The sequence below is a fragment of the Streptomyces sp. NPDC058045 genome (assembly GCF_042885635.1).
GTDB lineage: Bacteria > Actinomycetota > Actinomycetes > Streptomycetales > Streptomycetaceae > Streptomyces.
Genome location: NZ_JBHVRR010000029.1, coordinates 15,577 through 39,611 on the forward strand (window position 1 = coordinate 15,577; position 24,035 = coordinate 39,611).

Annotated in this window: 28 protein-coding genes; 11 read left to right on the top strand and 17 right to left on the bottom strand. The window is 71.5% G+C overall.

The genetic code is table 11. The features are described 5' to 3' along the window. Window positions 1-7: 7 nt before the first annotated feature. The 3 genes from ACFVST_RS18680 to ACFVST_RS18690 are packed head-to-tail and all read right to left on the bottom strand — an operon-like array spanning window position 8 to window position 3,896. A complete protein-coding gene (locus ACFVST_RS18680; protein ID WP_390152769.1) occupies window positions 8-1,054 on the bottom strand; it encodes a carbon-nitrogen hydrolase family protein in 1,047 nt (348 codons plus the stop codon). Window positions 1,055-1,056: 2 nt separating this feature from the next. Continuing rightward, window positions 1,057-3,441 carry an FAD-dependent monooxygenase gene (locus tag ACFVST_RS18685; protein WP_390152772.1) on the bottom strand — a complete coding sequence of 795 codons (2,385 nt, stop codon included), beginning with the start codon at window positions 3,439-3,441 and terminating at the stop codon, window positions 1,057-1,059. Beyond that, window positions 3,441-3,896 (bottom strand): acyl-CoA thioesterase, encoded by a 456-nt coding sequence (locus tag ACFVST_RS18690; protein ID WP_390152775.1) that lies wholly within the window; start codon window positions 3,894-3,896, stop codon window positions 3,441-3,443. The genes ACFVST_RS18685 and ACFVST_RS18690 overlap by 1 nt, the downstream gene beginning before the upstream one ends. 91 nt (window positions 3,897-3,987) lie before the next feature. Between ACFVST_RS18690 and ACFVST_RS18695 the strand changes: the two genes are divergently transcribed. From ACFVST_RS18695 to ACFVST_RS18715, 5 genes are read left to right on the top strand one after another with little or no spacing between them, the layout of a single operon-like run. Then, entirely contained in the window at window positions 3,988-5,100 is a 1,113-nt protein-coding gene (locus ACFVST_RS18695; RefSeq protein WP_390152778.1) for a cupin domain-containing protein, read from the top strand. Between the two features lie 34 nt (window positions 5,101-5,134). After that, window positions 5,135-6,040 (top strand): fumarylacetoacetate hydrolase family protein, encoded by a 906-nt coding sequence (locus ACFVST_RS18700; protein WP_390152781.1) that lies wholly within the window; start codon window positions 5,135-5,137, stop codon window positions 6,038-6,040. After that, window positions 6,037-6,825, top strand: a complete 789-nt coding sequence (locus ACFVST_RS18705) for an Asp/Glu racemase (protein ID WP_390152784.1) — start codon at window positions 6,037-6,039, stop codon at window positions 6,823-6,825. Before ACFVST_RS18700 ends, ACFVST_RS18705 begins: the two co-directional genes overlap by 4 nt. Before the next feature lie 50 nt (window positions 6,826-6,875). Further along, window positions 6,876-8,489: an AMP-binding protein gene (locus ACFVST_RS18710; RefSeq protein WP_390152787.1), complete on the top strand. Its 1,614-nt coding sequence runs from the start codon at window positions 6,876-6,878 to the stop codon at window positions 8,487-8,489. A gap of 37 nt (window positions 8,490-8,526) precedes the next feature. Then, window positions 8,527-9,438, top strand: coding sequence for a PaaX family transcriptional regulator C-terminal domain-containing protein (locus tag ACFVST_RS18715; protein WP_390152790.1), 912 nt, complete (start codon window positions 8,527-8,529; stop codon window positions 9,436-9,438). A gap of 64 nt (window positions 9,439-9,502) precedes the next feature. Here the strand turns inward: ACFVST_RS18715 and ACFVST_RS18720 are convergent, their stop codons facing one another. Both ACFVST_RS18720 and ACFVST_RS18725 read right to left on the bottom strand, forming a co-directional pair. Beyond that, the gene (locus ACFVST_RS18720; protein WP_390152793.1) at window positions 9,503-9,658 is read right to left on the bottom strand and encodes a hypothetical protein; all 156 of its coding nucleotides are present in this window, start codon (window positions 9,656-9,658) and stop codon (window positions 9,503-9,505) included. After that, complete coding sequence (locus ACFVST_RS18725; protein WP_390152959.1) at window positions 9,655-10,068, bottom strand: ATP-binding protein; 414 nt, start codon at window positions 10,066-10,068, stop codon at window positions 9,655-9,657. Before ACFVST_RS18725 ends, ACFVST_RS18720 begins: the two co-directional genes overlap by 4 nt. A gap of 321 nt (window positions 10,069-10,389) precedes the next feature. On the opposite strand from ACFVST_RS18725, the gene ACFVST_RS18730 reads away from it, so the two are divergent. The 3 genes from ACFVST_RS18730 to ACFVST_RS18740 all read left to right on the top strand — a co-directional run bounded on the left by ACFVST_RS18730 (window position 10,390) and on the right by ACFVST_RS18740 (window position 11,789). Continuing rightward, window positions 10,390-11,265, top strand: a complete 876-nt coding sequence (locus ACFVST_RS18730; protein WP_390152796.1) for a helix-turn-helix domain-containing protein — start codon at window positions 10,390-10,392, stop codon at window positions 11,263-11,265. Further along, window positions 11,265-11,501 carry a DUF397 domain-containing protein gene (locus ACFVST_RS18735; protein ID WP_390152798.1) on the top strand — a complete coding sequence of 79 codons (237 nt, stop codon included), beginning with the start codon at window positions 11,265-11,267 and terminating at the stop codon, window positions 11,499-11,501. The genes ACFVST_RS18730 and ACFVST_RS18735 overlap by 1 nt, the downstream gene beginning before the upstream one ends. Before the next feature lie 63 nt (window positions 11,502-11,564). Further along, complete coding sequence (locus ACFVST_RS18740; RefSeq protein WP_390152801.1) at window positions 11,565-11,789, top strand: DUF397 domain-containing protein; 225 nt, start codon at window positions 11,565-11,567, stop codon at window positions 11,787-11,789. Window positions 11,790-11,884: 95 nt separating this feature from the next. Here ACFVST_RS18740 and ACFVST_RS18745 read toward each other — a convergent pair whose 3' ends face one another. Genes ACFVST_RS18745 through ACFVST_RS18765 form a run of 5 tightly spaced genes read right to left on the bottom strand, consistent with a single transcriptional unit; the run spans window position 11,885 to window position 15,952 of the window. Then, the gene (locus ACFVST_RS18745) at window positions 11,885-12,175 is read right to left on the bottom strand and encodes a putative quinol monooxygenase (protein ID WP_390152804.1); all 291 of its coding nucleotides are present in this window, start codon (window positions 12,173-12,175) and stop codon (window positions 11,885-11,887) included. 36 nt (window positions 12,176-12,211) lie between these two features. Further along, the gene (locus tag ACFVST_RS18750) at window positions 12,212-12,970 is read right to left on the bottom strand and encodes an SDR family NAD(P)-dependent oxidoreductase (RefSeq protein WP_390152807.1); all 759 of its coding nucleotides are present in this window, start codon (window positions 12,968-12,970) and stop codon (window positions 12,212-12,214) included. Further along, window positions 12,967-13,818, bottom strand: coding sequence for a PaaX family transcriptional regulator C-terminal domain-containing protein (locus tag ACFVST_RS18755; RefSeq protein WP_390152810.1), 852 nt, complete (start codon window positions 13,816-13,818; stop codon window positions 12,967-12,969). The genes ACFVST_RS18750 and ACFVST_RS18755 overlap by 4 nt, the downstream gene beginning before the upstream one ends. Further along, window positions 13,815-15,077: a kynureninase gene (kynU, locus tag ACFVST_RS18760; protein ID WP_390152813.1), complete on the bottom strand. Its 1,263-nt coding sequence runs from the start codon at window positions 15,075-15,077 to the stop codon at window positions 13,815-13,817. Before kynU ends, ACFVST_RS18755 begins: the two co-directional genes overlap by 4 nt. 47 nt (window positions 15,078-15,124) lie before the next feature. Further along, window positions 15,125-15,952 carry a tryptophan 2,3-dioxygenase gene (locus ACFVST_RS18765; protein WP_390152816.1) on the bottom strand — a complete coding sequence of 276 codons (828 nt, stop codon included), beginning with the start codon at window positions 15,950-15,952 and terminating at the stop codon, window positions 15,125-15,127. A gap of 176 nt (window positions 15,953-16,128) precedes the next feature. Between ACFVST_RS18765 and npdG the strand changes: the two genes are divergently transcribed. Further along, window positions 16,129-16,830 (top strand): NADPH-dependent F420 reductase, encoded by a 702-nt coding sequence (gene npdG, locus ACFVST_RS18770; protein ID WP_390152819.1) that lies wholly within the window; start codon window positions 16,129-16,131, stop codon window positions 16,828-16,830. Between the two features lie 71 nt (window positions 16,831-16,901). Here npdG and ACFVST_RS18775 read toward each other — a convergent pair whose 3' ends face one another. Genes ACFVST_RS18775 through ACFVST_RS18795 form a run of 5 tightly spaced genes read right to left on the bottom strand, consistent with a single transcriptional unit; the run spans window position 16,902 to window position 20,409 of the window. Further along, window positions 16,902-17,594, bottom strand: coding sequence for a hypothetical protein (locus ACFVST_RS18775; protein WP_390152821.1), 693 nt, complete (start codon window positions 17,592-17,594; stop codon window positions 16,902-16,904). Next, window positions 17,591-18,634: an LLM class flavin-dependent oxidoreductase gene (locus ACFVST_RS18780; RefSeq protein WP_390152824.1), complete on the bottom strand. Its 1,044-nt coding sequence runs from the start codon at window positions 18,632-18,634 to the stop codon at window positions 17,591-17,593. Before ACFVST_RS18780 ends, ACFVST_RS18775 begins: the two co-directional genes overlap by 4 nt. After that, window positions 18,624-18,941, bottom strand: coding sequence for a TIGR04076 family protein (locus ACFVST_RS18785; protein WP_390152827.1), 318 nt, complete (start codon window positions 18,939-18,941; stop codon window positions 18,624-18,626). The genes ACFVST_RS18780 and ACFVST_RS18785 overlap by 11 nt, the downstream gene beginning before the upstream one ends. Further along, window positions 18,938-19,225, bottom strand: coding sequence for a TIGR04076 family protein (locus ACFVST_RS18790; protein ID WP_390152830.1), 288 nt, complete (start codon window positions 19,223-19,225; stop codon window positions 18,938-18,940). Before ACFVST_RS18790 ends, ACFVST_RS18785 begins: the two co-directional genes overlap by 4 nt. Then, complete coding sequence (locus ACFVST_RS18795) at window positions 19,222-20,409, bottom strand: acyl-CoA dehydrogenase family protein (protein ID WP_390152833.1); 1,188 nt, start codon at window positions 20,407-20,409, stop codon at window positions 19,222-19,224. The genes ACFVST_RS18790 and ACFVST_RS18795 overlap by 4 nt, the downstream gene beginning before the upstream one ends. A 204-nt stretch (window positions 20,410-20,613) precedes the next feature. Here ACFVST_RS18795 and ACFVST_RS18800 point away from each other — a divergent pair, with 204 nt between their 5' ends. Next, window positions 20,614-21,459, top strand: a complete 846-nt coding sequence (locus ACFVST_RS18800) for a PaaX family transcriptional regulator C-terminal domain-containing protein (protein ID WP_390152836.1) — start codon at window positions 20,614-20,616, stop codon at window positions 21,457-21,459. Here ACFVST_RS18800 and ACFVST_RS18805 read toward each other — a convergent pair. Beyond that, window positions 21,417-21,956 (bottom strand): flavin reductase family protein, encoded by a 540-nt coding sequence (locus ACFVST_RS18805; RefSeq protein WP_390152838.1) that lies wholly within the window; start codon window positions 21,954-21,956, stop codon window positions 21,417-21,419. The two genes, ACFVST_RS18800 and ACFVST_RS18805, sit on opposite strands and share 43 nt — an antisense overlap. Window positions 21,957-21,958: 2 nt before the next feature. Next, window positions 21,959-23,317, bottom strand: a complete 1,359-nt coding sequence (locus ACFVST_RS18810) for an MFS transporter (protein WP_390152840.1) — start codon at window positions 23,315-23,317, stop codon at window positions 21,959-21,961. Window positions 23,318-23,475: 158 nt separating this feature from the next. Between ACFVST_RS18810 and ACFVST_RS18815 the strand changes: the two genes are divergently transcribed. Beyond that, complete coding sequence (locus ACFVST_RS18815) at window positions 23,476-23,838, top strand: hypothetical protein (protein WP_390152842.1); 363 nt, start codon at window positions 23,476-23,478, stop codon at window positions 23,836-23,838. Window positions 23,839-24,035 lie beyond the last annotated feature (197 nt).

Below are 24,035 nucleotides of genomic sequence, written 5' to 3' on the forward strand. Positions count from 1 at the left end.
GGAGGTCTCAGCCCGCGGTGTCCTGCGGGTTGCCGGTGCCGGTCTCCGGTTGCCAGGGGCCGGTGAGCGGGGCGGGGGGTGGCTCGGGGGAGGGCTCCAACGGGCCGCGCGGGGTGCGGTCGTGGTGGAGGCGGAAGACGTCGAAGCGGTTGTAGTGGCCGATGATGTCGTGCATCTGCTTGGGCTGGATGCAGCGCCCCAGGTCGATCTCCGCGTACACGATGCCCTCCTCGTCGACGAGGGGTTCGGTGACGGGGCGGCCGTCGGGGCCGAAGATGCCGGAGAGGGCGCTGCGGGGGCGGCGCATCGCCTCGGCGGTCTCCGGGTCGTCCGCGGCCAGGGTCTCGATCATCTCCTCGGAGATGGTGGAGCAGGACACCACGGAGAACAGCTTGCCCTCGAAGGAGTGCGCCGCGGTGCGGATGGCGATCGCCTCGGACATGTCGTAGTCGGCGGGTGCGACCGGCAGCGAGATGTAGGTGGAGACATGCACCAGTTCGCCCTGGGCGAGGAGGGAGAAGCGGGCGAGGGTGTTGGTGTTCTCGCCGCAGGCCAGGGTGCCGAGCGGCCCGACCGGTGTCTGGTGCACCCGTACCGAACTGCCGTCGCCGCCGGTCCAGGTGAGCTTCTCCGCCCAGGTGGGGACGAGTTTGCGGTGGACGCCGAGGAGGGTGCCGTCGGGGCCGATGACCAGCACGCTGTTGTAGAGCACGCCCAGGCTGTGCGAGCCGCGCTCGTTCACCCCGATCACCACGGTGGTCCCGGTGGCGGCCGCGGCGGCGCGCAGGGTGTCCACATGCGGGCCCGGTACGTCGATGGCGCTGCGGTACAGCCGCTCGTACCAGGCGGAGCCCTGGACCGGGGTCATGGTCCAGTTCCAGTAGGGGTAGCCGGGGACGAACACCTCGGGGAAGGCGATGAGTTGGGCGCCCCGGCCGGCCGCCTCGCGGATGAGGGAAACGGCCTTCTCTACGGTGGCGGCGGCGTCGAGGTAGACGGGCGCGGCCTGGACGGCGGCCGCGGTGAAGCGGGGGAGGTCTCCCGTGAGCTGCATGGTCAGACGGTCCTTCCTGACGGGGCTGCCGGGGCTGCCTGGGCTTCTCGTCCGGCCTGGGCGGGGCGCCAGCGCTGGTGGATGTCGGGTGCGGGAGCCGGGCGCAGGACGAGTGCGGGGCGCTCCCGGCCGCCGGTCCGGGGCCGCTCCCGGCCCGCGCTGAGGACCCGCGGCCAGTCGGCGCCCGGCCCCCGGTGGTCGAGCGCGGCGGCCGCGTGCAAGGTCCAGGCGGGGTCGTGGAGTTGGGCGCGGCCCAGGCCCACCAGGTCCGAACGGCCCGCCAGAATCGTGGTGTTGGCGTCGTCGTACCCGCTGTAGCCGCCGACGGCGATCACCGGGACACCCGCCTCGGCGCGGATCCGGGCGGCGAACGGCGTCTGGTACGTGCGCCCGTAGGCGGGCCGCTCCCAGGGCACGACCTCGCCGCTGGACACGTCGATGGCGTCCGCGCCGTGTGTGTGCAGGGCGGCCGAGACGGCGACGGCGTCCTCGACGGTGGTGCCGCCCTCCGCCCAGTCGCCGGCCGAGATCCGCACGATCAGCGGTTTGTGCGCGGGCCAGACGGCGCGCACCCGGTCCAGGACGTGGAGGGGGAAGCGGAGGCGGCCGGTGAGGTCGCCGCCGTAGGGGTCGGTGCGGTGGTTGGTGAGGGGGGACAGGAAGGAGGAGAGGAGGTAGCCGTGGCCCGCCTGGAGTTCCAGGACGTCAAAGCCCGCGGTGTCGGCGCGCCGGGCGGCGTCCGCGAACTCCCCCGCGATGGCGCCGAGTTGGTCCTCGGTGAGGGCGTGCGGCGCGGGGTGGTCGGCCCAGGCGATCGCGGACGGGGCGACCGTCTGCCAGCCGTCCGCGGTCAGTGGTGTGCCGGGTGCGCCGGGTGCGGGTACCTCGGTGGAGCCTCTGCGGCCGCTGTGGTTGAGCTGGATTCCGGCGGCGGCGCCGGTGTGTGCGTGGACGAGGTCGGTGATCCTGCGCCAGCCCGGTATCTGCCGGTCGTCCCAGAGCCCCGGGCAGGCGGGGGTGATGCGTCCGGTGGGACTGACGGCGGTGGCCCCGGCGAGCACCAGCCCCGCCCCGCCGAAGGCGGCCCCGCCGAGGTGGACCAACTCGGTGTCGCCCACGGTGCCGTCGGACCCGGCGGAGTAGGTGGCGACGGGGGCGGCCACCACGCGGTTGCGCAGTTCCAGCCCGCCGAGCCGGTACGGCTGGAACAGCGGGGGCGCGGTGTCCCGTCCGCCGAACCAGCGCTCGATCCCGCCCACGTAGGCGCGGTCGCGTACCCGCAGGTTGTCGTGGGTGACGCGGCGGCTGCGGGTGAGGAGGTTGAACGCGAACTGCTCCGGTTCCTGGCCGACGGCGTGCTCAATGGTCTCGAACCATTCGAGGCTGGCCTGCGCGGCCCGCTGGGTGGACTCCACCACGGGCCGGCGTTCGCTCTCGTAGCGTTCCAGGGCGGCGGGCAGGTCGTGCGGTTCGGCCTCCAGGCCCGCGGCGAGGGCCAGCGCGTCCTCCATGGCGAGTTTGGTGCCGGAGCCGATGGAGAAGTGCGCGGTGTGCGCCGCGTCGCCGAGCAGCACGATGTTGCCGTGCCGCCAGGTGCGGTTGCGGACGGTGGTGAAGCGGACCCACTTGGAGTTGTTGGCGAGCAGCCGGTGCCCTTGGAGGTGTGCGCCGAGGAGTTCGGCGCAGCGGTCGACGCTGCGGGTGTCGCTCTGGCCGGGCGGGTACTCCGTCGCCGCGAACTCCTCGAACCCGGCGGCCCGCCAGGTGCGTTCGGTCATCTCCACGATGAAGGTGGAGCGTTCGGAGCTGAACGGGTAGGCGTGCACCTGCACCGGGCCGTACTCGGTCTCGGCGACGATGAAGGTGAAGGCCTCCAGGACGCGGTCGGTGGCGAGCCACATGAAGCGGCACTCGCGCTGGTCGAGGGAGGGGCCGAAGACGTCGGCGTGCTTGGCGCGGGTCGCGGAGTTGACCCCGTCGGCGGCGATCACCAGGTCGTGGTCGCGGGCCAGTTGGTCGGCGGGCGGGGCCTGGGTGCTGAAGCGCAGGTCGACATCGAGTGCGGCGCACCGCTGCTGGAGGATCTGGAGCAGCCGCTTGCGGGAGATGGCGGCGAAGCCGTGGCCGCCGGAGGTCTGCACCCGGCCGCGGTAGTCGATGTCGATGTCGCTCCAGCGGGCGAACTCGCTCTCCATCGCGGCGAAGACGGCCGGGTCGGCGCCGGTGACGCCGTCGAGTGTCTCGTCGGAGAAGACCACCCCGAAGCCGAAGGTGTCGTCGGGGGCGTTGCGTTCCCACACGGTGATCTCCCGTGCCGGGTCGAGCTGTTTGGCGAGGGCGGCGAAGTACAGTCCGGCCGGTCCGCCGCCGATGACCGCGATACGCATCAGCCGGTCACCTCCGCGGTCTCGCGGGGCGCGAGCAGTTCGCGGACCTCGCGCGGCCAGGGGGTGGCCGAGGGGGAGTCGGGCGCGGCGTGGGCGATGGTCAGGGTGCCGCGGGCGGCGAGGCCCTCGCGGCCGTGCACGTCGAAGGCGTAGGTGAGCGAGGTGCGGCCGATCCGGGCCACCCGCAGCCGGGTCCGCACGGTCTCGCCGAACCACAGGCGGGAGCGGTAGTCGACCTCGTGGCGTACCCGCGGGGTGCGGCCGAAGAGGCCGTCGAGGCCGCGGCGGCGCAGCAGTTCGGCCTCCGCGGCCTCCACCCAGCGCAGGACCGCGGAGTGGTGCTGATGGCCCGAGGCGTCGGTGTCGTACCACTCGACCGTGCGTTCCAGGACCACCTCGGCGGCGGTGTCCGGGCCGTCCGGGTGGGGGGTGGTTCCGGGTTCCGAAGCGTTCATCTCTTCCTCCAGCCTCTTGACGATCCAGAAGGTATAGCGCAAACATGACGGTCGTCAATGAAACGAAATACGCGAGAGGGGTGGAGCGACCATGACGTACAGCGACGATGTGCTGGGCCGGGCGCGGGTCGGTGAGACCGCGGAGTTGAAGGAGTACTACGAGCGGCTGGCCGGCCAGGAGGCCGGAGCGCTGTGGACGGTCGCGAACGAGATCGAGCCCTGGTACCCGCAGCCCAGGTCGGTCCCGGTGCACTGGTCCTACGAGGCGCTGCGGCCGCTGGTCCTGGAGTCGCTCGACCTGGTCCGGGCCGACGACGCCGGCCGCCGGGTGGTGATGCTGGTCAACCCCGGCCGCAGGGACATCTCCGCCGCCGTCGGAATGCTCTACACCGGACTCCAGGTGATGGGCCCCGGCGAGTCCATGACCGCACACCGCCACCAGGCCGCCGCACTGCGGTTCGTCGTCGAGGGCCACGGCGCCTGGACGGTCGTCGACGGCCAGAAACTCAAGGTCGGCCCGCGGGACTTCGCCATCACCCCGAACTGGACCTGGCACGAGCACGGCAACGAGGGCACCGACGCCCCCGTCATCTGGCAGGACGGCCTGGACATCCCCCTGGTCAACGCGCACGACGCGGGCTTCTACGAGGTCCACCCCGACCTCTACCAGGAGCAGGGCAAGGTGGTGAACTCCTCGCTGCTCACCCACGGCGCCGGCGAACTGCGCCCGTACGGCTTCGAGGACGGCTGGACCAAGCCCTACTCCCCGCTGTTCGCCTACCCCTGGGAGCAGGCCTACCCGGCACTCCTCAACGCGGCGAAGGCCACCGACGGCTCCCCCTACGACGGTGTCATCCTGGAGTACAGCAACCCGCTCACCGGCGGATCCGTGATGCCCACCATGGGGGCGCACCTCCAGTTGCTGCGGGCGGGAGAGGCCACCCAGGCGCACCGGCACACCGGTTCGGTGGTCTACAACGTCGCCAAGGGAAGCGGCCACTCGGTGATCGCCGGGCAGCGCTTCGACTGGCGGGAGGGCGACATCTTCTGCGTCCCCTCCTGGGCCTGGCACGAGCACGCCAACGCCAGCAGCAGCGAGGACGCCGTGCTGTTCTCCTTCAACGACTTCCCCGTGATGCGCTCCCTCGCCTTCTGGCGCGAGGAGGCCTACCCGGACAACGGCGGCCACCAGCCCACCGCCTGAGCACCCAACTAGCGCGATCCACCTAGGAGTTCACATGCTGCTGGTCAGCTACACCCACCACGGCGACACCACGCGCCGGCTGGGCGTCAGGCACCAGGACACCGTCGTCGACGTCGCCGCACTCGGCGCCGGCATCCCCGGACTCGGCGCCGCGCCCGCGTCCGTACTCGACCTCGTGCACGCCGGTCCGGACGCCCTCGCCGCGCTGACGGAACGGCTGGCGCGGCCCGTACCCGAGGCCGCACGGCACCCGCTGGAGAAGGTGGCGCTGAAGGCACCGCTGCGCCCCGGGAAGATCGTGGGCGTCGGGCTCAACTACACCGAGCATGTCGCCGAATCGGCCCGCACCCTCGACACCGACAAGGAACTCCCGCAGCGGCCCGTGCTGTTCAGCAAGCCCGCCACCGCGGTCACCGGACCCGACGAGCCCGTCCTGCACAACGGCGACCTCACCGCGCAACTCGACTGGGAGGTCGAACTCGCCGTCGTCATCGGCCGGACCGCCCGCCGGGTGCGCCCCGAGGACGCCCTGGGCCACGTCTTCGGCTACAGCATCGTCAACGACATCAGCGCCCGCGACCAGCGCCGCTCCGGCCAGTGGTTCTACTCCAAGGGCCAGGACTCCTACGCCCCCTTCGGCCCCGCCGTCCGCACCGCCGACGACGTACCGGACCCGCAGGCACTCGACCTGTCGCTGCGGGTCAACGGCGAGGTCAAGCAGAAGGGCAACACCCGCCATATGCTCTTCCGCATCCCCGAACTCATCGCCGACATCACCGCCGGAATGACCCTCGAACCGGGCGACGTCATCGCCACCGGCTCCCCGGCCGGCGTCGGCGCCAGCTTCGTCCCGCAGCAGTTCCTCACCCCGGGCGACGTGGTCGAGGCGACCATCGAGTCCATCGGCACCCTGCGCAACCCGGTGGTGGACGCCCGATGACAGCGCCCCGCCCCAGGACCTACCGCATCGGGCAGATCGTGCCCAGCTCCAACGTCACCATGGAGACCGAGATACCGGCGCTGTTCCGGGCCCGGGAGACCGTCGCCCCCGAGCGCTTCACCTTCCACTCCAGCCGGATGCGGATGAAGCAGGTCGTCCGGGAGGAACTCGCGGCCATGGACGCCGACTCCACCCGCTGCGCCGCCGAACTCTCCGACGCCCGGGTCGACGTCCTCGGCTACGCCTGCCTCGTCGCCATCATGAGCATGGGCCACGGCTACCACCGCGACTCGGAGCGCAAGCTGACCGCGGTCACCGAGGAGAACGGCGCCCCGGCACCCGTCGTCACCAGTGCCGGCGCGCTGGTCGGGGCGCTGCACACGATGGGCGCGCGCTCCGTCACCGTCGTCGCCCCCTATCTCAAGCCCCTCACCCGCACCGTCGTCGAGTACATCCGCAACGAGGGCATCGCCGTCGGCGACTGGACGGCCCTGGAGATACCCGACAACCTCCAGGTCGCCGCGCACGATCCGCGCGAGCTGGTGCCCATCGTGCGCAAGCTCGACCACCGCGACGCGGACGCCATCGTGCTGTCCGCGTGTGTGCAGATGCCGTCCCTGGAATCCGTCGAGGTGGTCGAACAGGAGCTGGGCAAGCCCGTGTTGTCCGCCTCCATCGCCACCGCCCACCAGATGATGCGGGCCCTGGACCTCCCCGCCGTCGCCCCGGGCGCGGGCCGCCTGCTCTCCGGCGAGTACGCCGAGTCGCCACTCCCCACCCGCTGACCACCGCGCACCGCGTACCGGACACCGCCCTGGAGAAGGGAGCGCTGCCCATGCAGCTCTCACCGTCCGCGCACCAAGACACCTACTGCCGCGACCACCTGCCGCCCATGGACCAGTGGCCGCAACTCCACTTCGACCTGCCCGAACTCCACTACCCCGAGCGCCTCAACTGCGCCGAGGTACTCCTGGACGAGACCATCCGCCGCCACGGCCCCGACCGCCCCTGCCTGCGCACCCCCACCGAGACCTGGACCTACGGCGAACTGCGGCGGCACACCGACTCCGTCGCCCAGGTCCTCACCGAGGACCTCGGCCTGGTCCCGGGCAACCGCGTCCTGCTCCGCGGCCCCAACTCGCCCTGGCTGGTGGCCTGTTGGCTGGCCGTGGTCAAGGCGGGCGGGGTGGTCGTCACCACCGTGCCGCTGCTGCGCGCCGGGGAGATCACCCCCCTCATCGACCTCACCCGTCCCTCCCTCGCCCTCTGCGACCACCGCTTCACCGACGACCTGCACACCGCGGCCGGGGACCAACTGCCCGTCCTGCACTACGGATCCGACACCCCGGACGACCTCACCGCCCGCGCCGCGGCCAAGAGCGGCCACTTCACCGCCGTGGACACCGCCGCGGACGACGTGGTGCTCCTCGGCCCCACCTCCGGCACTACCGGCCGCCCCAAGGCCACCATGCACTTCCACCGCGACGTCCTCGCCAACGCCGACACCTTCGCCCGGCACATCCTGAGACCCACCCCGGACGACGTGTTCACCGGCACCCCGCCACTCGGCTTCACCTTCGGCCTCGGCGGACTGGTCGTCTTCCCACTGCGGGCCGGCGCTTCCACCCTGCTGCTGGAACGCGCCACCCCCGCCGAACTCGCCGACGCCGTCGCCGCACACGGCGCCACCGTCCTGTTCACCGCCCCCACCGCGTACAAGGCGATACTCGCCGCGGGCCGGGCGGCCTCCCTCAAGGGCGTACGCCGCTGCGTGTCCGCCGGGGAGCACCTTCCGGCCACCGTCTGGGAGGAGTTCGAGCGGGCCACCGGCAACCGCATCGTCAACGGCATCGGCAGCACCGAGATGCTGCATGTCTTCATCTCCGCCGCGGACGACGACATCCGCCCCGGCGCCACCGGCCGCGCCGTCCCCGGCTTCCGGGCCGCCATCCTCGACGCGGACGGCAACCCCGTACCCGACGGCACCGAGGGCCGCCTCGCCGTGCAAGGTCCCACGGGCTGCCGCTACCTCTCCGACGACCGGCAGCGCCTCGCCGTCCAGCACGGCTGGAACATCACCGGAGACACCTATGTCCGCGACAGCGACGGCTACTTCTGGTTCCGCGCCCGCAGCGACGACATGATCATCTCCTCCGGGTACAACATCGCGGCACCCGAGGTCGAGGAGGCCCTGCTCGCCCACCCGGACGTGGCGGAGACCGCGGTCGTCGGCGTTCCGCACCCCGAACGGGGCTCCGTGGTCAAGGCGTTCGTGGTGCTCCGGGACGGCGTCGCGGACGGCGAGGCCAAAGCGGCCGAACTCCAGGACTTCGTGAAACGCACCATCGCCCCGTTCAAGTACCCGCGCACCGTCGTCTTCGTCCCGGAACTGCCCAGGACCACCACCGGCAAGATCCAGCGCTACCGCCTGCGCACCTCCGCCGACTGACGGCCAACTACCCCGCGCCCGCTGGTACCTTGACCCGATGACCAGCGCCCCGGCCGACCTCCTCGCGGAACCGGAGCCCGACCGGCACCGGCCCGCCTCCGCACCACCGCGCACCCTGATCGTCACCGTGTACGGCCTCTACGCCCGGGAACAGGGCGGCTGGCTGTCCGTCGCCTCCGTCGTCGCCCTGCTGGCCGACCTCGGAGTCGAGGCGCAGGCGGTGCGCTCGGCCATCCACCGGCTCAAACGCCGCGGCATCCTGCTCCCCCGCCGCGACGACGGCACCGCCGGGTACGAACTCTCCCCGGAGGCCCGCGACATCCTGCGCGACGGCGACGAGCGCATCTTCCGCCGGGAGCGCGCGTCACTCGCCGACGGCTGGCTGCTCGCCGTGTTCTCCGTACCCGAGTCCGAACGCAACAAGCGCCACCAACTGCGCTCCCACCTCACCCGGCTCGGCTTCGGCACCGTCTCCCCGGGTGTCTGGATCGCGCCCGCCCGCCTCCACGAGGCCACCGCCGCGGTACTGCACCGCCTGGAACTCACCGCCTACGCGGACCTGCTGCGCGCCGACCACCTCGCCTTCGGGGAACTGACGCAGAAGGTCCGCGGGTGGTGGGACTTCGACCAACTGGAGCCGCTCTACCAGGAGTTCATCGACGCCCACGGCCCCGACAGCGAAGCCCCGGATCGTCATGGCACGGACGACTCCGGGGCTTTCGCCGCCTATGTGAGCGCACTGACCGACTGGCGCCGGCTGCCCTACCTGGACCCGGGCCTTCCCACCGAACTCCTGCCCGCGGACTGGGTCGGCGTACGCGCCGCCGACCTGTTCTTCGCCCTGCGGGAACGACTCGACGGCCCCGCCCGCACCCATGTCGCGGGGGTACTGGCGGGGGCCGGCGCCGGACCGGGAGCCGTCACACCTCCCGGACCTCGTGGCGGGTGACCGGCGGCGAGCCGAACGAGGTGTCGCTGATGGACTCGGTCCGGCGGCGCCCCGGCGGGGGTGGTCACGTCGGCTCGTCGTCCTCGGGCTCCCCGTCGTCGGCGGCGCCGGGTTCGGGGGTGGTGCTGATCCGCAGGCATCCGTCCGTGCCGAACATCTCGATCAACTGCGACAGATGGGCTCGGGCCATGCTGCGGCCGGGATTCTCTGGGGCGGTCATCCGCTTCCCTCCAGGTCCGCCCATACGATCTTGCCCCAACTCCGTTGGTCGGTGCCCCAGTTGGCCGCCAGCTCGCTCACCAGGGGGAGGCCGCGCCCGCCTTCGCCCTCGGGGTCTGGAGCTTTGCGCACCGGGAGCACCGTCGAGAAGTCCGCGACGCCGACACGGACCCGCGTCCGGCCGGGTCGGTCGATGACGACCCGGATGGTTTCCCGGCGGGCGTGCTGGACGGCGTTGGCCACCAACTCCGAGACGATCAGCGCCCCGTCCTCCGCCAGGTCGTCCAGCCCCCAGACCGCGCAGGCGGTGCGCAGCAGGCGGCGGGCGGTCGCGGCGCTCCCGGGTTCTCTCGGCAGGGTCTCGCTGTAGCCGGGGTGCCTGGTCGGGCGGGATGTGGTGGTCACGGTCATCGCGGCCTCACGCTCGGGATGGGTGGGGGAGGCCGCGTCCTGACGCACACGGAGCGTGGGCACAGGGCGCGGCTGAACAGGCAGGCGACTACGACCGGTTGATGACCGGCTGACGTGGAGTCACCGCCAATGGCAGAATGCACCCGTGGGAGCCTGCCTCGCAAGCTTGGAATTCAAATCCGCAGAACTCGAACATAGACTCTGTGGACCAGAAGACCCGAGGTCAGGCACACTGCACCCGTGAGAACCCCAGGCGCCCCCGAAAAGGGGGTCAGTTACCCCCAGCCGCACCCGAGTTGACCCGAGAAGGGGCCGAAGACCATGGCAACCGTTCGCCTCGTCCCGACCGTTCGCCGCCGACGCCTCGGCGGCGCCCTGCGCCGTATGCGCAACGCGGCGGGCATGAGCATCGACGCGACCGCGGAGGCCATGAGATGGGACCCGTCCAAGGTGTCCCGCATCGAGAACGCCAAGGCCCACATGCCCATCAAGGACGTGGCCCCGCTCCTGACCCAGTACGGCGTCACCGACCCCGATGTGGTCGCCGCACTCGAAGGACTGGCCAAGGACGCCAACAAGACCGGCTGGTGGACCACTTACGGTGACGTCGTCGCCAACGGCTACCGCGACTACATCGGACTGGAAGAGGACGCGGAGAGCGCCCACATCTACGCTCAGGGCCTCATCCCCGGGCTTCTCCAGATCGGTGGCTACGCGCGCGAGGTCATCACCGGAATCGCCCCGCACCTCGTCCCGGACGACGTGGCCGCGCTTGCCGAGGTGCGCAAGAAGCGTCAGGCGATCCTGACCGACGGCAGCAGGCCGAGTGGCCCGCTCAAGCTCTGGGCCGTCATCCATGAGTCCGTACTGCACTACCGGTCAGCCGCACACCCCCGGCTGATGCGCGAACAGCTCCGGCATCTGCTCGACATGGCGGAGCTGCCCAATGTGACCATCCAGGTCATGTCACCACCCGCACCCGCACACCCCGGCATGGTCGGCCCCTTCCACGTCGTCCGGTTCCCCGCTCCGTGGCCGACCGTGATCAATCTGGAGAATCTGCGGGGCGGCTACTTCGTCGAGGGAACCGACGACGTGCGGGAGTTCGAGTCGGCATTCGAGCTGATCGTCGCCGCTGCACTTCCCGTTGATCAGTCACGGGAGACCATTAAGAAGATCATGGAGGAGATCCCCTAATGACCGAGCACAGCCGTACGGCACACCTTTCCGCAGGAGACCTGACCGGCGCCACGTGGTTCAAGTCCTCGCACAGTGACGGCGCGGCGCAGTGCATCGAGGTCGCTGACCTCCGCGCCACTTCGTACCGCGCCGTAGCGGTGAGGGACTCCAAGGACCCCAACGGACCGGCCTTCCTCGTTGAACCCGCCGTGTTCGCCGGTTTCACCGCGTTCGCCGCCGACTTCGAGGTCTGACCGACTACCCGCCCCCGGCTTGGAGGAGAATTACTCGTGACCAGCTCAACTCCACTCCACACCATGCCCGTTCACGCCGACAAGCTGACCGGCGCCGCATGGTTCAAGTCCTCGCACAGCGATGGCGCACAGGGTTGCATCGAGGTTGCCGACCTCCGCCCATCGCCCCTGGCAGCCGTCGCTCTCCGGGACTCCAAGGTTCCGGACGGTCCCGCTCTGGTCTTCCCGGCCGGTGGCTGGTCGTCGTTCGTGGCGCGGGTCAAGGGCGGCGGCCTGGGCGCCGGCTGACCGTCCGAGCAAACCAACGGCCTTGCCGCGCCCCAACACCGGGGTGCGGCAAGGCCGTTGGTGCGATCAGACCGAACAGGTCACCGGGTGGGCCGTCACACCTCCCGGACCTCGTGGCGGGTGAACTTCGGCGGGGCGGTCGCGGCGGCGCTGATGAACTCGGTCCACTCCTTGGTGTGTTGCTGACCGCGGTGCGCCTCGTGGGCCTCCACGCTGCTCCACAGCTCCAGCAGCCGCAGGTTCTCCGGCTCGCCCACCTTCCATGACAACTGGTACTCCAGGCAGCCGTCCTCGGCCGCGGAGGCCTGCTGGAAGACGGTTCCGGCCGCCACCACGTCCTCGACCCGGGACGGGTCCACACTGATACCGCCGTACACGATGACCATGATTTCTCCAGAGAGGGTTGGGGACTTGGGGGTGGGTCAGCCGGTGATCGGTTCGCCGCCGGTGACCCAGATGGTCTGGCCGGTGATCGCGTCGGCGCCGAGGAGCATGGCGACGGCGTCGGCGACCTGGGCCGGGGTGGGAAAGTCGGGCAGCGCCATCCGCCGCGCCAGGGCACGGGACAGCTCCGCCTGCTCCGGGGTGAGGGGCTGCTCCTCGGCCGGATCCACGACCCGGCCGGGGGCGACCACATTGGCCGTGATCCCGGCCCGCCCCTCCTCCCACGCCAGACAGCGGGTGAGCGCGGTGGCCGCGGCCTTGGCCGCCCCGTACGCGCCGAAGCCCGCGGCGGGCCGTGCCATCAGGGCACCGGAGACATACACCACCCGGCCCCAATTGCCAGCCCGCATCCCGGGGACGACGCGGGCGCACAGTGCGGCGTGCGCGCCGACCGCCGAGAGGTGCGCGGCGAGCACCTCCGGGGAGGTGTCCGCGACGGGCGCGTTCCCGCCGGGCCTGGGGTGGGCGGCGTTGACCAGGACGTCCACCGGACCGAGGCGGCGTTCCACCTCCGAGACGGCCGCGTCCACCGCCTCGGGACGGGTCAACTCCGCGGCCACCGCGAGGTGTTGGCCGCCCGGCAGACCGCTCACGATGTCCTGCGCGGTGGCCCGGCGCGGCTCGCGGTGGTGCAGTGCCACCGCCAGACCGCTCCCGGCGAGCCGCGCGGCGACCGCCCGGCCGATCGGGCCGGTGCCACCGGCGACCAGCGCCACCCGCCGGTTCCCGCCGCTCATCGCGGCACCACCGGCCGACCGCCGCCGGTGACCTCGCGGACATACGCCGCGGCCTGCGGCAGTACCGACTTCTGTAGATCGAGGAAGAGCGGGATGCTCTCGTTGCCGGGCCAGTCCGCGGGCAGCAGTGAGGGCGGCAGCCCGGGGTCGAGATAGGGGATGATCCGCCAGGTGTCGAGGCTGGCGATCCAGGTGGCGAACGCCTGCCGCGGCTCGGGCCGGTCGCCCAGGGCGCGGATGCGGTCGCCGTGCGCCGACAGGAACGCCTCGTGCAGGTCGCCGATCGCGTCCAGGTCCCACCAGGTGGCGACGCGCTCGGCGGGGGTGCCGGGGCCGCGTACCTCGTCGGCGAGGAAGAGGAGCGAATTGCCGGCCAGCCCGAGGTCGTCGAGGATCTCCCGCACCTCCTCGGCCAGATACTCCGGGCACACCCGCAGACCGGTGGCGACCGAACCGCAGCCGATCCAGTGCAGCCGCCGCCGCAACTGGTGCCGCAGCCCGCGGTTCTCCTCCGGCACCGAGTACGAGACCAGGCACCAACGGTCGCTCTCGGCCATCCGGCGCGGGGTGTAGATACGCCGGTCACCGCGCTCCAGCATGGGCACGGCCTGCGGGACGAGGCGGTACCCGGAGGTGCCGTCGCGGGTCTCCGGCTCCAGCAGCCCCTTGGGGCGGACGCGGTTGAGGGCGGTACGGGTGCGGGGCGCGGACACCCCGACCGTGCCCATCAGCGCCAGCAGATGCGGCGCCGCGATCCAGCCGCCCACCTCGCGCAGACAGGTGCCCACGATGGTCCGCAGGAGCGAAGTGGCGCTCCCGGGGCGTGAGTCCATGTCGTCCAGGATCATGCGCCGGCGCCCTCCGTCCGCCGCAGCAGCGTCGCACGCACCTGCGTCAGCCCGTGTGCGACCTCGGTGAAGCCGGTGCTCAGCGGGGAGAGGCCGATGCGCATCCCGGACGGCGGCCTGAAGTCGGGGATCACACCCCGGGTCCACAGGTCCGCGGTGACGGCCTTGAACTCCGGGTGGTCCAGGGTGACATGGCCGCCGCGGCGCTCGGCGGCGCGCGGGGTGGCGATCCGCACCCCGAGCGGCACCAGCAGCTCCTCGGCCAGCTCGATGAGGTACTCGGTCAGGGCCACCGACTTGCCGCGTACCGCGTCCAGCCCCGCCTCGTCGATCAATTCCAGCATGTCCCGCATCGGGACCATGCCGAGGATCGGGGGAGTGCCGCTGATGAAGCGGCGGATGCCCTCGGCGGGCCGGTAGGCGCCGGCCATGGCGAAGGGGGCGCCGTCGCCCATCCATCCCTGGATCGGCTGGCGCAGCGAGTCCTGGAGGGCGCTCGCCACATAGGCGAACGCCGGTGAACCGGGCCCGCCGTTGAGGTACTTGTAGGTGCAGCCCACCGCGAGGTCCACGCCCCGGGCGTCCAGCTCCACCGGCACCACTCCCGCCGAGTGGCACAGGTCCCACAGCACCAGGGCCCCGGCCTCGTGCGCCAGCGTGGTGATCGCCCGCATATCGGCCAAGTGGCCCGAGCGGAAGGCGACATGGCTGAGCACCACCAGGGCGGTGTCCGGCCCCACGCACTCGGCGACCTGCTCCGCGGTGACCCCCGCCTCGGCGTCGGGCCGGATCCACCGCAGCCGCAGCCCGCACTCCTCGGCGACCCCTTCGAGGACGAACCGGTCGGTGGGGAAGTTCTCACTGTCGAGGACGATCTCGTTTCGCCCGGGGCGGCCCCCGACCGCGGCCCGCGCCAGCTTGTACAGCAGCACCGTGGTGGAGTCGGCCACCACGGTCTGCCCGGGGGCCGCGCCGAGGGCGACGCGGCCCAGGGTGTCGCCGAGTTCGGTCGGGGCGTCCATCCACCGCTCGTCCCAGGACCGGATGAGCCGGGTGCCCCACTGCTCGTCCACGAACCGGGCCAGACGCTCGCGGCTCGCCGTCAGGGGGCGGCCGAGCGAGTTGCCGTCGAAGTAGGCGACGACATCGCCCGGGTCCGCGAACCGTCCGCGCAGGTGCCCCAGTTCGTCGGCGGCGTCCAGGGCGGCGGCGCGGTCGAGCGCGGCGGATGTGCCGGGGGCGGGGGAGTGGGTGGTCAAGGCGGTGTACCTCCGGGTCTCGGCGGCGGGGGGCCGGCTGCGGGTGCTCAGGTACCGACTTCCGTGCGGACGGAGATCAGTTCCGGGAAGAAGGTGAGGTCGAGTGCCTTGCGCAGGAAGTCGACACCGCTCGACCCGCCGGTGCCCTTCTTGAAGCCGATGGTGCGCTGCACGGTCCGCAGGTGCCAGAACCGCCAGGCCTGGAAGGCGTCCTCCAGGTCCACCAGGTCCTCGCAGGCCTCGTACACGTCCCACTCGGCGCCCGCGTTCTCGTACACCTCCCGGTAGACCGGCACCAGTTCGGGGTGCTCGACGTAGGCCTGGCGCACATCCCGTTTCAGGACCGACTCGGGGACGGCGTGGCCGCGGCGGGCGAGGAGGGCGAGGAAGGCGTCGTAGAGGGTGGGTTCGTCGAGCAGGCCGCGCAGCATGGTGTGCGCCTCGGGCCGGGACTCGAAGACCTTCAGCATCCGCTCGTTCTTGTTCCCGAGCAGGAACTCCACCGCCCGGTACTGGTACGACTGGAAGCCGGAGGAGCTGGCGAGGGTGCCGCGGAACTCGGCGTACTCGCTGGGGGTGAGGGTGGCGAGCACCGACCACTGCTGGGTCATGGTGCGCAGGACCGCCTTCACCCGGGCCAGCCGCTTCAGGGCCGGCGGGAGCTGGTCGCCGTCCAGCAGGGAGCGGGCGGAGAGCAGCTCGTGCAGGATCAGCTTGAGCCACAGCTCCGTCGTCTGGTGCTGGATGATGAACAGCGTCTCGTCGTGGTGGGGCGGCGAGCTCAGCGGGTGCTGGGCGTTGAGGACGCGATCGAGGTCCAGGTAGGTGCCGTAGTCCAGCGCGTGGGAGAAGTCGGTGGTGATACCGGCCTCCATCGGGCGCTCACCTTTTTTCGTCTGCACTCCGGGCCTCCGTTCTGACGTACGACCGTCGCGGTCCCAGGTACGGTATCGCTTTCTTGACGGTCGGAACAATGATGAAACAGAATTTGTGTACGCGCCCCTTCGGCGCCCCCCACTCCACCCAACCCGACGGCACCTGGAGTCGCCCCATGGCCACCGACGCGAACGCACCCACCACTCCCCGGGACCCCTGGGACCTGCCCGATGTCTCCGGGCTGGTCGTCGGCGTCCTCGGCGGCACCGGACCGCAGGGCAGAGGCCTCGCCCACCGCCTCGCCCGCGCCGGGCAGCGCGTCCTCATCGGCTCCCGCGACGCGGAACGCGCCCGCACCACCGCCGCCGGACTCGGCGACGGCATCGAGGGCACCGGCAACGCGGAGGCCGCCCGCCGCAGCGATGTGGTGATCGTGGCCGTGCCGTGGGAGGGGCACGCCAGGACGCTGGCGGCGCTGGCCGGGGAACTGGCGGGGAAGCTGGTCGTGGACTGCGTCAATCCGCTGGGCTTCGACAAGAAGGGCGCCTACGCGCTGAAGCCCGAGGAGGGCAGTGCCGCCGAGCAGGCCGCCGCACTGCTGCCGGAGTCGCGGGTCACGGCCGCCTTCCACCATCTCTCCGCCGTCCTGCTGCTGGACCCGGAGGCCGAGCGCATCGACACCGATGTGATGGTGCTGGGGGAGGAGCGGGCCGATGTGGAGATCGTGCAGGCGCTCGCGGGCCGCGTGCCCGGGATGCGCGGGGTGTTCGCCGGGCGGCTGCGGAACGCCCACCAGGTGGAGTCCCTGGTCGCCAACCTGATCTCGGTCAACCGCCGTTACAAGGCGCACGCCGGCCTGCGGGTCACCGACGTGTGAGCCGGAGCCGGTGTGACGCCCGGCGCCGCGCGTCCCCCGAGGTCGCGCGGCGCCGGGCGCCGGGTGCCGGATCAGGACGCCCCGCGGTTGCCGGGCGCCGCCACCCCGTCGGCCAGCCATCGGATCTGGTCCATGGCGTCCCACACCGGCAGGCCCGTCGCGGCCCGCAACGCCGCGCTGTACGGCGGCAGATTGGCGCACTCGGACAGCAGCGCACCGACCGGTTCGTCCGCGAGCGCCGCGCTGACCGCCGAGCAGATCTCCCGCCCGGCGCTCGGCACGTCCAGGTCCTCCCGCTCGCCCTTGAGGGCCCGTACGAACTCGCTCGCGGCCAGGTCGACGATGGTGATCCGGTCCCCCTGCTCGGGCCGCACCCCGGCGTCGGCCAGGCGGCCCGGGGTCAGCAGACCGCCGACCGCGGTGACCACACCGATCCGGCCTCCGGGCGGCGCGGCCGCCAGCAGTGAGGGCAACTGAAGCAGCGCCGAGGTGGCCACCGGTACGTCGAACCGCTCCGCGAGACCCCGCTGGAGCCCGGTCAGCAGCCCGCAGGTGGTGACCAGCGCCGTGGCACCGCGGTCGAGCAGCGCCTGCCCCGCACGGCACAGCGCCGGCAGCATCTCGGCCTCGCGGCCCGCGAACACCTGCGCCATCGAGGTGCCCTCGGCGGTCTCGAAGACGGCGGGCCGCGGGAAGCCCTCCGCGCAGCCGACATCCCCGGGAACCCGGGGACGCCGCCCGCCGATCACGATCACCCCGATCACGCGCCACCCGCGATCCGCGTACTGCCGAACGAGGACCGCAGCACCGGAAGCACCTCCTTGCCGAGCAGGTCGACCGCGGCCAGCGAGTCCGGGCCCATCGGCGGCCCGAACGACAGATGCCGCGCACCCGCCTCGATCAGCGTCCCGCACTGCTCGATGACCTCCGCGGTCCCGCCCACCACACCCAGCTCCAGCATCGTGGACGAGCCCAACACCATCCGGATCGCGCCCTCTTCGTCCCCGTCCAGCATCAACTGCTGGGTACGGGCGAACTCTTCGGGGTCAAGACCGTTGGCGAGCAGCGCGTCGGTGCTCAACGAGCCGCTGTAGTGGGCGATATGGCGGGCCAGGAGCCGGCGTGCGGCGTCCGCGTCGGAGTCGATCGAGCACCAGATGCAGGCGGCGACGTCCAACTCGTCCAGCGAGCGGCCCGCCTTCGAGGCACCCAGGGCGATCTGCTCCCGCGCCCGGTAGACCTGCCGCGGCGGCAGGCACAGCGGCAGCGCCCCGTCCGCGTAACGGCCGGTCATCTCCAGCATCCGCGGCCCCATCGCACCGACGTAGATCGGCACCGGGCGCGGCTGCTGGATACGGGCCTGCTCGGCCCAGAAGTCACCGGCGCCGGGCACCCCGGCGGGGCTGCGGCCGTTGGTGAGCTCCCGGACGGCGATGACGGCCTCCCGGGTCCGCACCACCGGCTTGGGCGGGGTCAGACCGCCCCACCCGAAGAAGACATCGGAGCCCGCGCCCAGCCCGAGGATGAAGCGGTTGTCGGACAACTCCTGGAATCCGGAGGCGAGTTGGGCGATCTGCGCGGGGTGGATCGACACCGCGTCCAGGACGCCGGAGCCCACCTTGATGGTGCTGGTCGCCATCAGCATGGACGCGAGGCCCGCGATGCCGGGCGGCCCGAAGAGGTCGTTGCCCGACCACACCTGGTCGAAGCCGGCCGCCTCCGCGTTGACCGCCTGCGCGGCCAGCCCCCGCGTCCCGTGGCCGCCCGCTCCGACCCGCACACTCAGTACGAGGTCACGCTCCATGATGCTCCTCTCCTCGCGGCCCCTCGGGGGCCTCGGCCTCTTCCGGCAGCAACCGCACCCGCATCAGCAGGTTCTCCGGCGGATCGGGGCAGGCAACCAGCGGTTCGCCGGCCGCCCACTGCCGCAGTGTCGTATCGCCGTCGCGCCCCGCCATCGCGCTCGCCACCGCGGTGATCGCGAACAGGCAGAACCCGCGGCCCGGTTCGAGCGAGACACCGCGCGCGTCGATGTCGACGTGGTCGCCCACCGCCATGGCGCAGGCCGAGTAGTGCATCGACTCGACCGTGCACCGGATACGGGCCGTCATCCGGTGCCCTCCGGCTCCACCACGCGGTCCAGCGCCAGCAGCACCCGCTCCCCGGGGTCCGGGCAGCAGACGAACGGCTTGCGCTCCAGCCAGTGTTCGGGGGGATGCGGCTCCAGCCGGGCGGTGATCAGCGGGGCCGCGGCCAGTAGTGCGTGCAGGCAGAACGGCCGCCCGTTCGGAATCCGCAGCACCGGGCCCGACACCTCGAAGTAGTCGCCCTCGGCGAGCCCGCACCGGGTGTCCCCGGCCTGCTCGACCCGCACCCGCACCCGCACCTCGCTCACCGGGCGCCCCCGCCACCGGACGGCGCCTGGGCGCCGCCGCGCAGCAGCTCCTCGGCGAAGCCCGCCCAGTGGAAGCGCTTGGCCCCGAAGTGCGCCAGCGCGCCCCAGGCGTCGCGCACCACCCGCTCCAGCGGGTCGGTCCGGTAGACGTAGCGGGAGCCGTACAGGTCGACGCAGAGATCCAGGACATGCCGCAGGGTCTCGCCGGCCTGGCTGTTGGTGATCCGCAGCCGCGCCTCCTCCACCGGATCCAGGGCGCGACCGGGGGTGAAGACGGCCTCGTCGGTACGGCGGGCGACCGCGAGGATGCCCTCCTCGATCAGCTCCACCTCGGCCGCGGCCTGCCCCAACTGCTGCTTGGTCGCGGTGTCCAGCCGGGACAGGTCGCCGCCGGAGCGCGCGCCCACCGCCGTCATGGTCAGGTCGACCACATGCTGCGCCAGGCCGGTGAACACGCCGGTCAGCGGGAAGAACAGCAGCCCCACATGCTTGTTGAGCGGGTCCGCGTGCGGATCGGCCGGCGCGTTCCGGTCGAAGGTGTGGCCCGCGGGCACGAAGACCGGTTCGGTGACCTCGTAGGAGCCGCTGCCGGAGCCGCGGATGCCGATGGACTGCCAGTTGTCGATGAACCGCACCGAGTCCCGCGGCAGCCAGACCCCCAGCAGGAGCTGGCGCCCGTCGTCGCGGCGCACCGGCTGCCCGTCCCGGTACACCAGGCAGCCGCCGACGACGTGGTCCGCGGTGCGGGTGCCGCTGCCCCAGTCCCAGCGGCCGCTGACCAGGTACCCGCCGTCGACGGCCTCGGCGCGGCCGGGCGGATGGAACGAGCCGCCGGTCGGCATGTCCCGGGTCGGATAGAGCTCCTGGTAGGCGTCCTTGCCGAGCCGCCCGGCGTAGTAGCCGGCGGCGTTCAGCACGCCCACGTTCCACCCGGCCCCGGCGTCCAGCCGGGAGATCCGGGTCACCACGGTGAACTGCTCGGTGAGGGACATCTCCAGACCGCCCCGGCTCGCCGGGAATCCCATCTGGAAGAAGCCGGCCTTGCGGAACACCCGGGCCAGTTCCTCGGAGAGGTACGCCTGGGACTCGCACTGGTCCGCCTCGGCCAGCACCAGCGGAGCCACCACTTCCGTATTCGCCAGTACGGCGTCCGCCGTCTCGGGAGACCGCAGCTCGGATTCCACCTTCCGGAGAGCGTCCGCCGGCGTTTCGCATGTTGTGGTCATAGTGAATATTTTTCAGAGCACCGGAGCGCGTTGTCAACTATCGATTCCGGTCCACCCCGGAAGGACTGATCGCCCATGCCCGCTTACCCCTCAACTGGCCTGCCCGCACCGGGTCTTGGGCCGGACCCGGCGCGCCGGCCCGCCCGCTGGTACGCTCGGGCCTTGTGCAGTGCAACTGACGACGACGCCTTCGACCCGAACCCGCAGGGCCTGCTGTTCAGCATGTTCGGCGCCTATCTGCGCCCGCGGACCGCCTCCATGTGGTCCGGCGGCCTGGTCGCCCTCCTCGAACACTTCGACATCGCCAACGCCACCGCGCGGATGACGCTCAACCGCATGGTGCACCGCGGCCTGGCGGAACCCCACCGCAGCGGCCGCGCCGTGCACTACACGCTCACCGCACGCAGCCTCCACCTCCTCGAAGACGGCGACAACCGCCTCTCCACCCTCGACGCCGCGGACATCGCGCCCAAGACCTGGACCCTGGTCTGGCACAACCTCCCGGACAGCCGGAAAGCCGAACGCTCCAACTTCGTCAAGCAGTTGCGCTTCCACGGCTTCGGGCAGATGCAGGACGCCACCTGGATCGCCCCCAAGGACTATGTGGAACAGGTCAGCGCCCACGCCAAACTGCTCGGCATCTCAGAGGAAGTCGCCGTGTTCCGGGCGCGGATGGACCGGGATGTGATGCCCGCCGCCATGCTCGGCCGCCTGTGGCAACTGGACGAACTCGCCGACCGCTACCAGCGGTTCACCCGCCGCTACCGCCAACTGGCCGAGGGCGCCCCGGAGTTGACCGAGGAGGAGTCCTTCGTGGCCTGCACGGAGATGCTCCACACCTTCCGCTCCTTCGCCAATCTGGACCCGGAACTGCCGCGCCTGTGGACACCCCACGCGGATGCCCGGGACGAAGCGCTGTCCACCTACCGCGGTGCACTCGACGCGCTCCGGCCCCGGGCCTCTGCTCACTTCCTGTCGGTCACCGCGGCGGGATCGGCCTCCGCCTGACCGGTCAGCACGTGGTACCGGCCGTCGTAGAACAGCAGCGGCTCACGTTGCGCGGCATGGGTGCGGACCACCTCGCCGATGACGATGACATGGTCGCCCTTCACCTGCGCCGACTCCACCTCGCACAGCAGGCCGGCGAGGGTGTCCCGGATGACGGGCAGCCCGTCGACCACGGTGAACGCCTCGTCGTCCACGGTGGGTTGGGACTTCGCCAGCCGCTGGGAGTGCTGCCGGTGGTCGTCCGCGAGGACACAGATGCTGAACGCGCCGCGGCGCCGGATGGCGTCACAGGTACGGGAGCCGACCTTCAGGCACACCAGTACCAGCGGCGGTTCCAGCGAGACGGAGGTGAAGGAGTTCACCACCGCCGCGTAGGTGGCCTCGCCGTCGTCGGTGGCCACCACGGTCACCCCGGTGGCGAATCGGCGCATCGCCGCCCGTAGATCGGCCGGTGCCACGACCGGCTCGGTCTCGACGGACACGGTCCCTCGGGTCATGGTCAGTTCTCCTTACCGGCCGGAACGGCTGCGGTGTCGGTGTCGGCCGCCTCACCGAACTCCTCGGCGGTGTCCCGGAGCATGATCGTGCACACCACCATGATCCCCAGCAGCAGCAGCCCGAGTGCCGGGCCCGCCCACATCGACTTCCCCGACACGTCGTAGAGGAACACCGCGAGTGCCGGGGCGAAGCCGCTGAGCGCCGCGCCCGCCTGGTACGTCACCGAGACACCGCTGTACCGGGCCGAGGCGGGGAACAGGCTGGCGAAGTACACCGGTGTACAGCCCGTGATGAACGAGTCGATCACCCCGGCCACCGCGAACACCGCGAAGAAGGCGACCACGCTCCCGCCCGAAAGCGCCCCGAACAGAACGAAGTTGAAGACCGCCATCACGATGCCGGCCAGGACGATGAGGCGGGCCGCGCCGAACCGGTCGGTGAGCGCGCCGGCGAAGAGGATGCTGGCCGTCACCGCCGCCGTGAGCACGATCTGGCCGTTGACCGCCTGGGTCGTGGACCAGCCGTTGTTGGTGGCGTAGATGGTGGAGAACGTCAGCAGGATGTAGATCGTGCCGTTGGTGCCGAGGCTCAGCCCGGTGGCCAGCAGCAGCGCCCGCGGATGCTGCCGGAACAGTGTCCGCATCGGCCGCCGTTCGTTCTTGTCGACCTGCTTGTCGACCTTCTTCACGAACTCCTCGGTGTCGGGCGCCCGGAGCAGCGGTATGACACCGATCAGGGTCACCAGACCGCCGATCAGGAACGGCACCCGCCAACCCCAGCTCAGCAGAGCGTCCTTGGAGACCAGCGCCGAGCTGAGACCGAAGACGATCATCGCCAGCATGGCGCCGAGGCTCTGCCCCATCCCGGCGAAACTGCCGAAGATGCCGCGCCGCCCCTTGGGCGCGGATTCCACCCCGTACACCACGGCGCCACCGCTCTCACCCCCGGCGGCCAGCCCCTGGATCAGGCGCAGCAGTACCAGGAACGTCGGCGCCCAGAACCCGATCCGGCCGTAGCCGGGGAGCAGTCCGACGAGCACGGTCACCGTGCCCATGACGATCAGGGAGGCGATGAGGACCGGCCGGCGCCCGTGCCGGTCGCCCCACTGGCCGGCGAGCACACCGCCGAGCGGCCTCGCCACGAATCCCACCCCGAAGCTCGCCAGCGCGAGCAGGGTCGAGGTGAGCGGATTGGACACCGGGAAGAACACATCGCCGAACACCAGCGACGCGGCGATCCCGTAGAGCATGAAGTCGTAGTACTCAAGAGTCGTCGCCCCGGCCACCGCCAGGAAAACGGACCGCCGGCGGGTCAGGCCGTCATCGGAATGCCCCCGGTTCGCGTCTCCCGTCCCATTCACTTGACCTTCTTCGGAGTCTTGCAGAACGTCCTCTGCCACCACGCACCTCCAGTGCGTTCGTCGTGCGATCGACGTAGGGGAGTACCGGCCGCGCTTTAAGTGGCGATTAAGCTACAGTTGAGTCGACTCCTGTGTCTAGTAAATGTTACGATGTGGCGATGACCAGCAACGATGAAGCATCCTCGCGGTTCTTCGCCGAACACTTCCGGCCGCGCGGGGTGCGCCTGGGCATCCTCCTCCTGGCCGGATACGACCCCGCGATCGAGGAGACCGCGGCCGGCCACCTCCAAGCCCACGGCCTCACCTCCGCCCGCCGACTGGCCCGACTCCACCCCCTCCCCGGCGACACCGCCGTCACCTCGTCCTACCTCACCGACTTCCTGGCACGCTACGGCCACGAGTACGCCGCCGCCTGGCTCCCCACCACCACGGCCGACGGCCACCCCCTCGACCGCCCCGCCATCGACACCGCGGCCCACACCAGCGGCTGCCCCCTGGGCTGGTACCGGCCCGGCATCTGAACCGTGGCGCAGCCCCCGGTCGTCGCCGAGGGGAGGTGTCGCTGAGTCGCGAGGCGTTTCCCGCCGCGGTGAGGGCGGGGCGGCGTTCCGGCTGAGGCGGCGGGGAGGGGCGAGAGATCCTGTGTTGTCTGCGGTCCCGTCAGCGGCAGGCTTCCGGATTGGTCATGGACACGTCCATAATTTGTCGGCGGGTGGAC

Bases quoted from the DNA above. Each gene is read 5' to 3' on its own strand.
- ACFVST_RS18695 (WP_390152778.1), top strand. From the start codon at position 3,988: ATGACGTACAGCGACGATGTGCTGGGCCGGGCGCGGGTCGGTGAGACC.
- npdG (WP_390152819.1), top strand. From the start codon at position 16,129: ATGGCCACCGACGCGAACGCACCCACCACTCCCCGGGACCCCTGGGAC.
- ACFVST_RS18745 (WP_390152804.1), bottom strand. From the start codon at position 12,175: ATGGTCATCGTGTACGGCGGTATCAGTGTGGACCCGTCCCGGGTCGAG.
- ACFVST_RS18740 (WP_390152801.1), top strand. From the start codon at position 11,565: ATGCCCGTTCACGCCGACAAGCTGACCGGCGCCGCATGGTTCAAGTCC.
- ACFVST_RS18765 (WP_390152816.1), bottom strand. From the start codon at position 15,952: ATGGAGGCCGGTATCACCACCGACTTCTCCCACGCGCTGGACTACGGC.
- ACFVST_RS18705 (WP_390152784.1), top strand. From the start codon at position 6,037: ATGACAGCGCCCCGCCCCAGGACCTACCGCATCGGGCAGATCGTGCCC.
- ACFVST_RS18780 (WP_390152824.1), bottom strand. From the start codon at position 18,634: ATGGAGCGTGACCTCGTACTGAGTGTGCGGGTCGGAGCGGGCGGCCAC.
- ACFVST_RS18735 (WP_390152798.1), top strand. From the start codon at position 11,265: ATGACCGAGCACAGCCGTACGGCACACCTTTCCGCAGGAGACCTGACC.
- ACFVST_RS18700 (WP_390152781.1), top strand. From the start codon at position 5,135: ATGCTGCTGGTCAGCTACACCCACCACGGCGACACCACGCGCCGGCTG.
- ACFVST_RS18720 (WP_390152793.1), bottom strand. From the start codon at position 9,658: ATGACCGCCCCAGAGAATCCCGGCCGCAGCATGGCCCGAGCCCATCTG.
- ACFVST_RS18685 (WP_390152772.1), bottom strand. From the start codon at position 3,441: ATGCGTATCGCGGTCATCGGCGGCGGACCGGCCGGACTGTACTTCGCC.
- ACFVST_RS18680 (WP_390152769.1), bottom strand. From the start codon at position 1,054: ATGCAGCTCACGGGAGACCTCCCCCGCTTCACCGCGGCCGCCGTCCAG.
- ACFVST_RS18815 (WP_390152842.1), top strand. From the start codon at position 23,476: ATGACCAGCAACGATGAAGCATCCTCGCGGTTCTTCGCCGAACACTTC.
- ACFVST_RS18725 (WP_390152959.1), bottom strand. From the start codon at position 10,068: ATGACCGTGACCACCACATCCCGCCCGACCAGGCACCCCGGCTACAGC.
- ACFVST_RS18755 (WP_390152810.1), bottom strand. From the start codon at position 13,818: ATGATCCTGGACGACATGGACTCACGCCCCGGGAGCGCCACTTCGCTC.
- ACFVST_RS18750 (WP_390152807.1), bottom strand. From the start codon at position 12,970: ATGAGCGGCGGGAACCGGCGGGTGGCGCTGGTCGCCGGTGGCACCGGC.
- ACFVST_RS18730 (WP_390152796.1), top strand. From the start codon at position 10,390: ATGGCAACCGTTCGCCTCGTCCCGACCGTTCGCCGCCGACGCCTCGGC.
- ACFVST_RS18715 (WP_390152790.1), top strand. From the start codon at position 8,527: ATGACCAGCGCCCCGGCCGACCTCCTCGCGGAACCGGAGCCCGACCGG.
- ACFVST_RS18710 (WP_390152787.1), top strand. From the start codon at position 6,876: ATGCAGCTCTCACCGTCCGCGCACCAAGACACCTACTGCCGCGACCAC.
- ACFVST_RS18805 (WP_390152838.1), bottom strand. From the start codon at position 21,956: ATGACCCGAGGGACCGTGTCCGTCGAGACCGAGCCGGTCGTGGCACCG.
- ACFVST_RS18785 (WP_390152827.1), bottom strand. From the start codon at position 18,941: ATGACGGCCCGTATCCGGTGCACGGTCGAGTCGATGCACTACTCGGCC.
- ACFVST_RS18690 (WP_390152775.1), bottom strand. From the start codon at position 3,896: ATGAACGCTTCGGAACCCGGAACCACCCCCCACCCGGACGGCCCGGAC.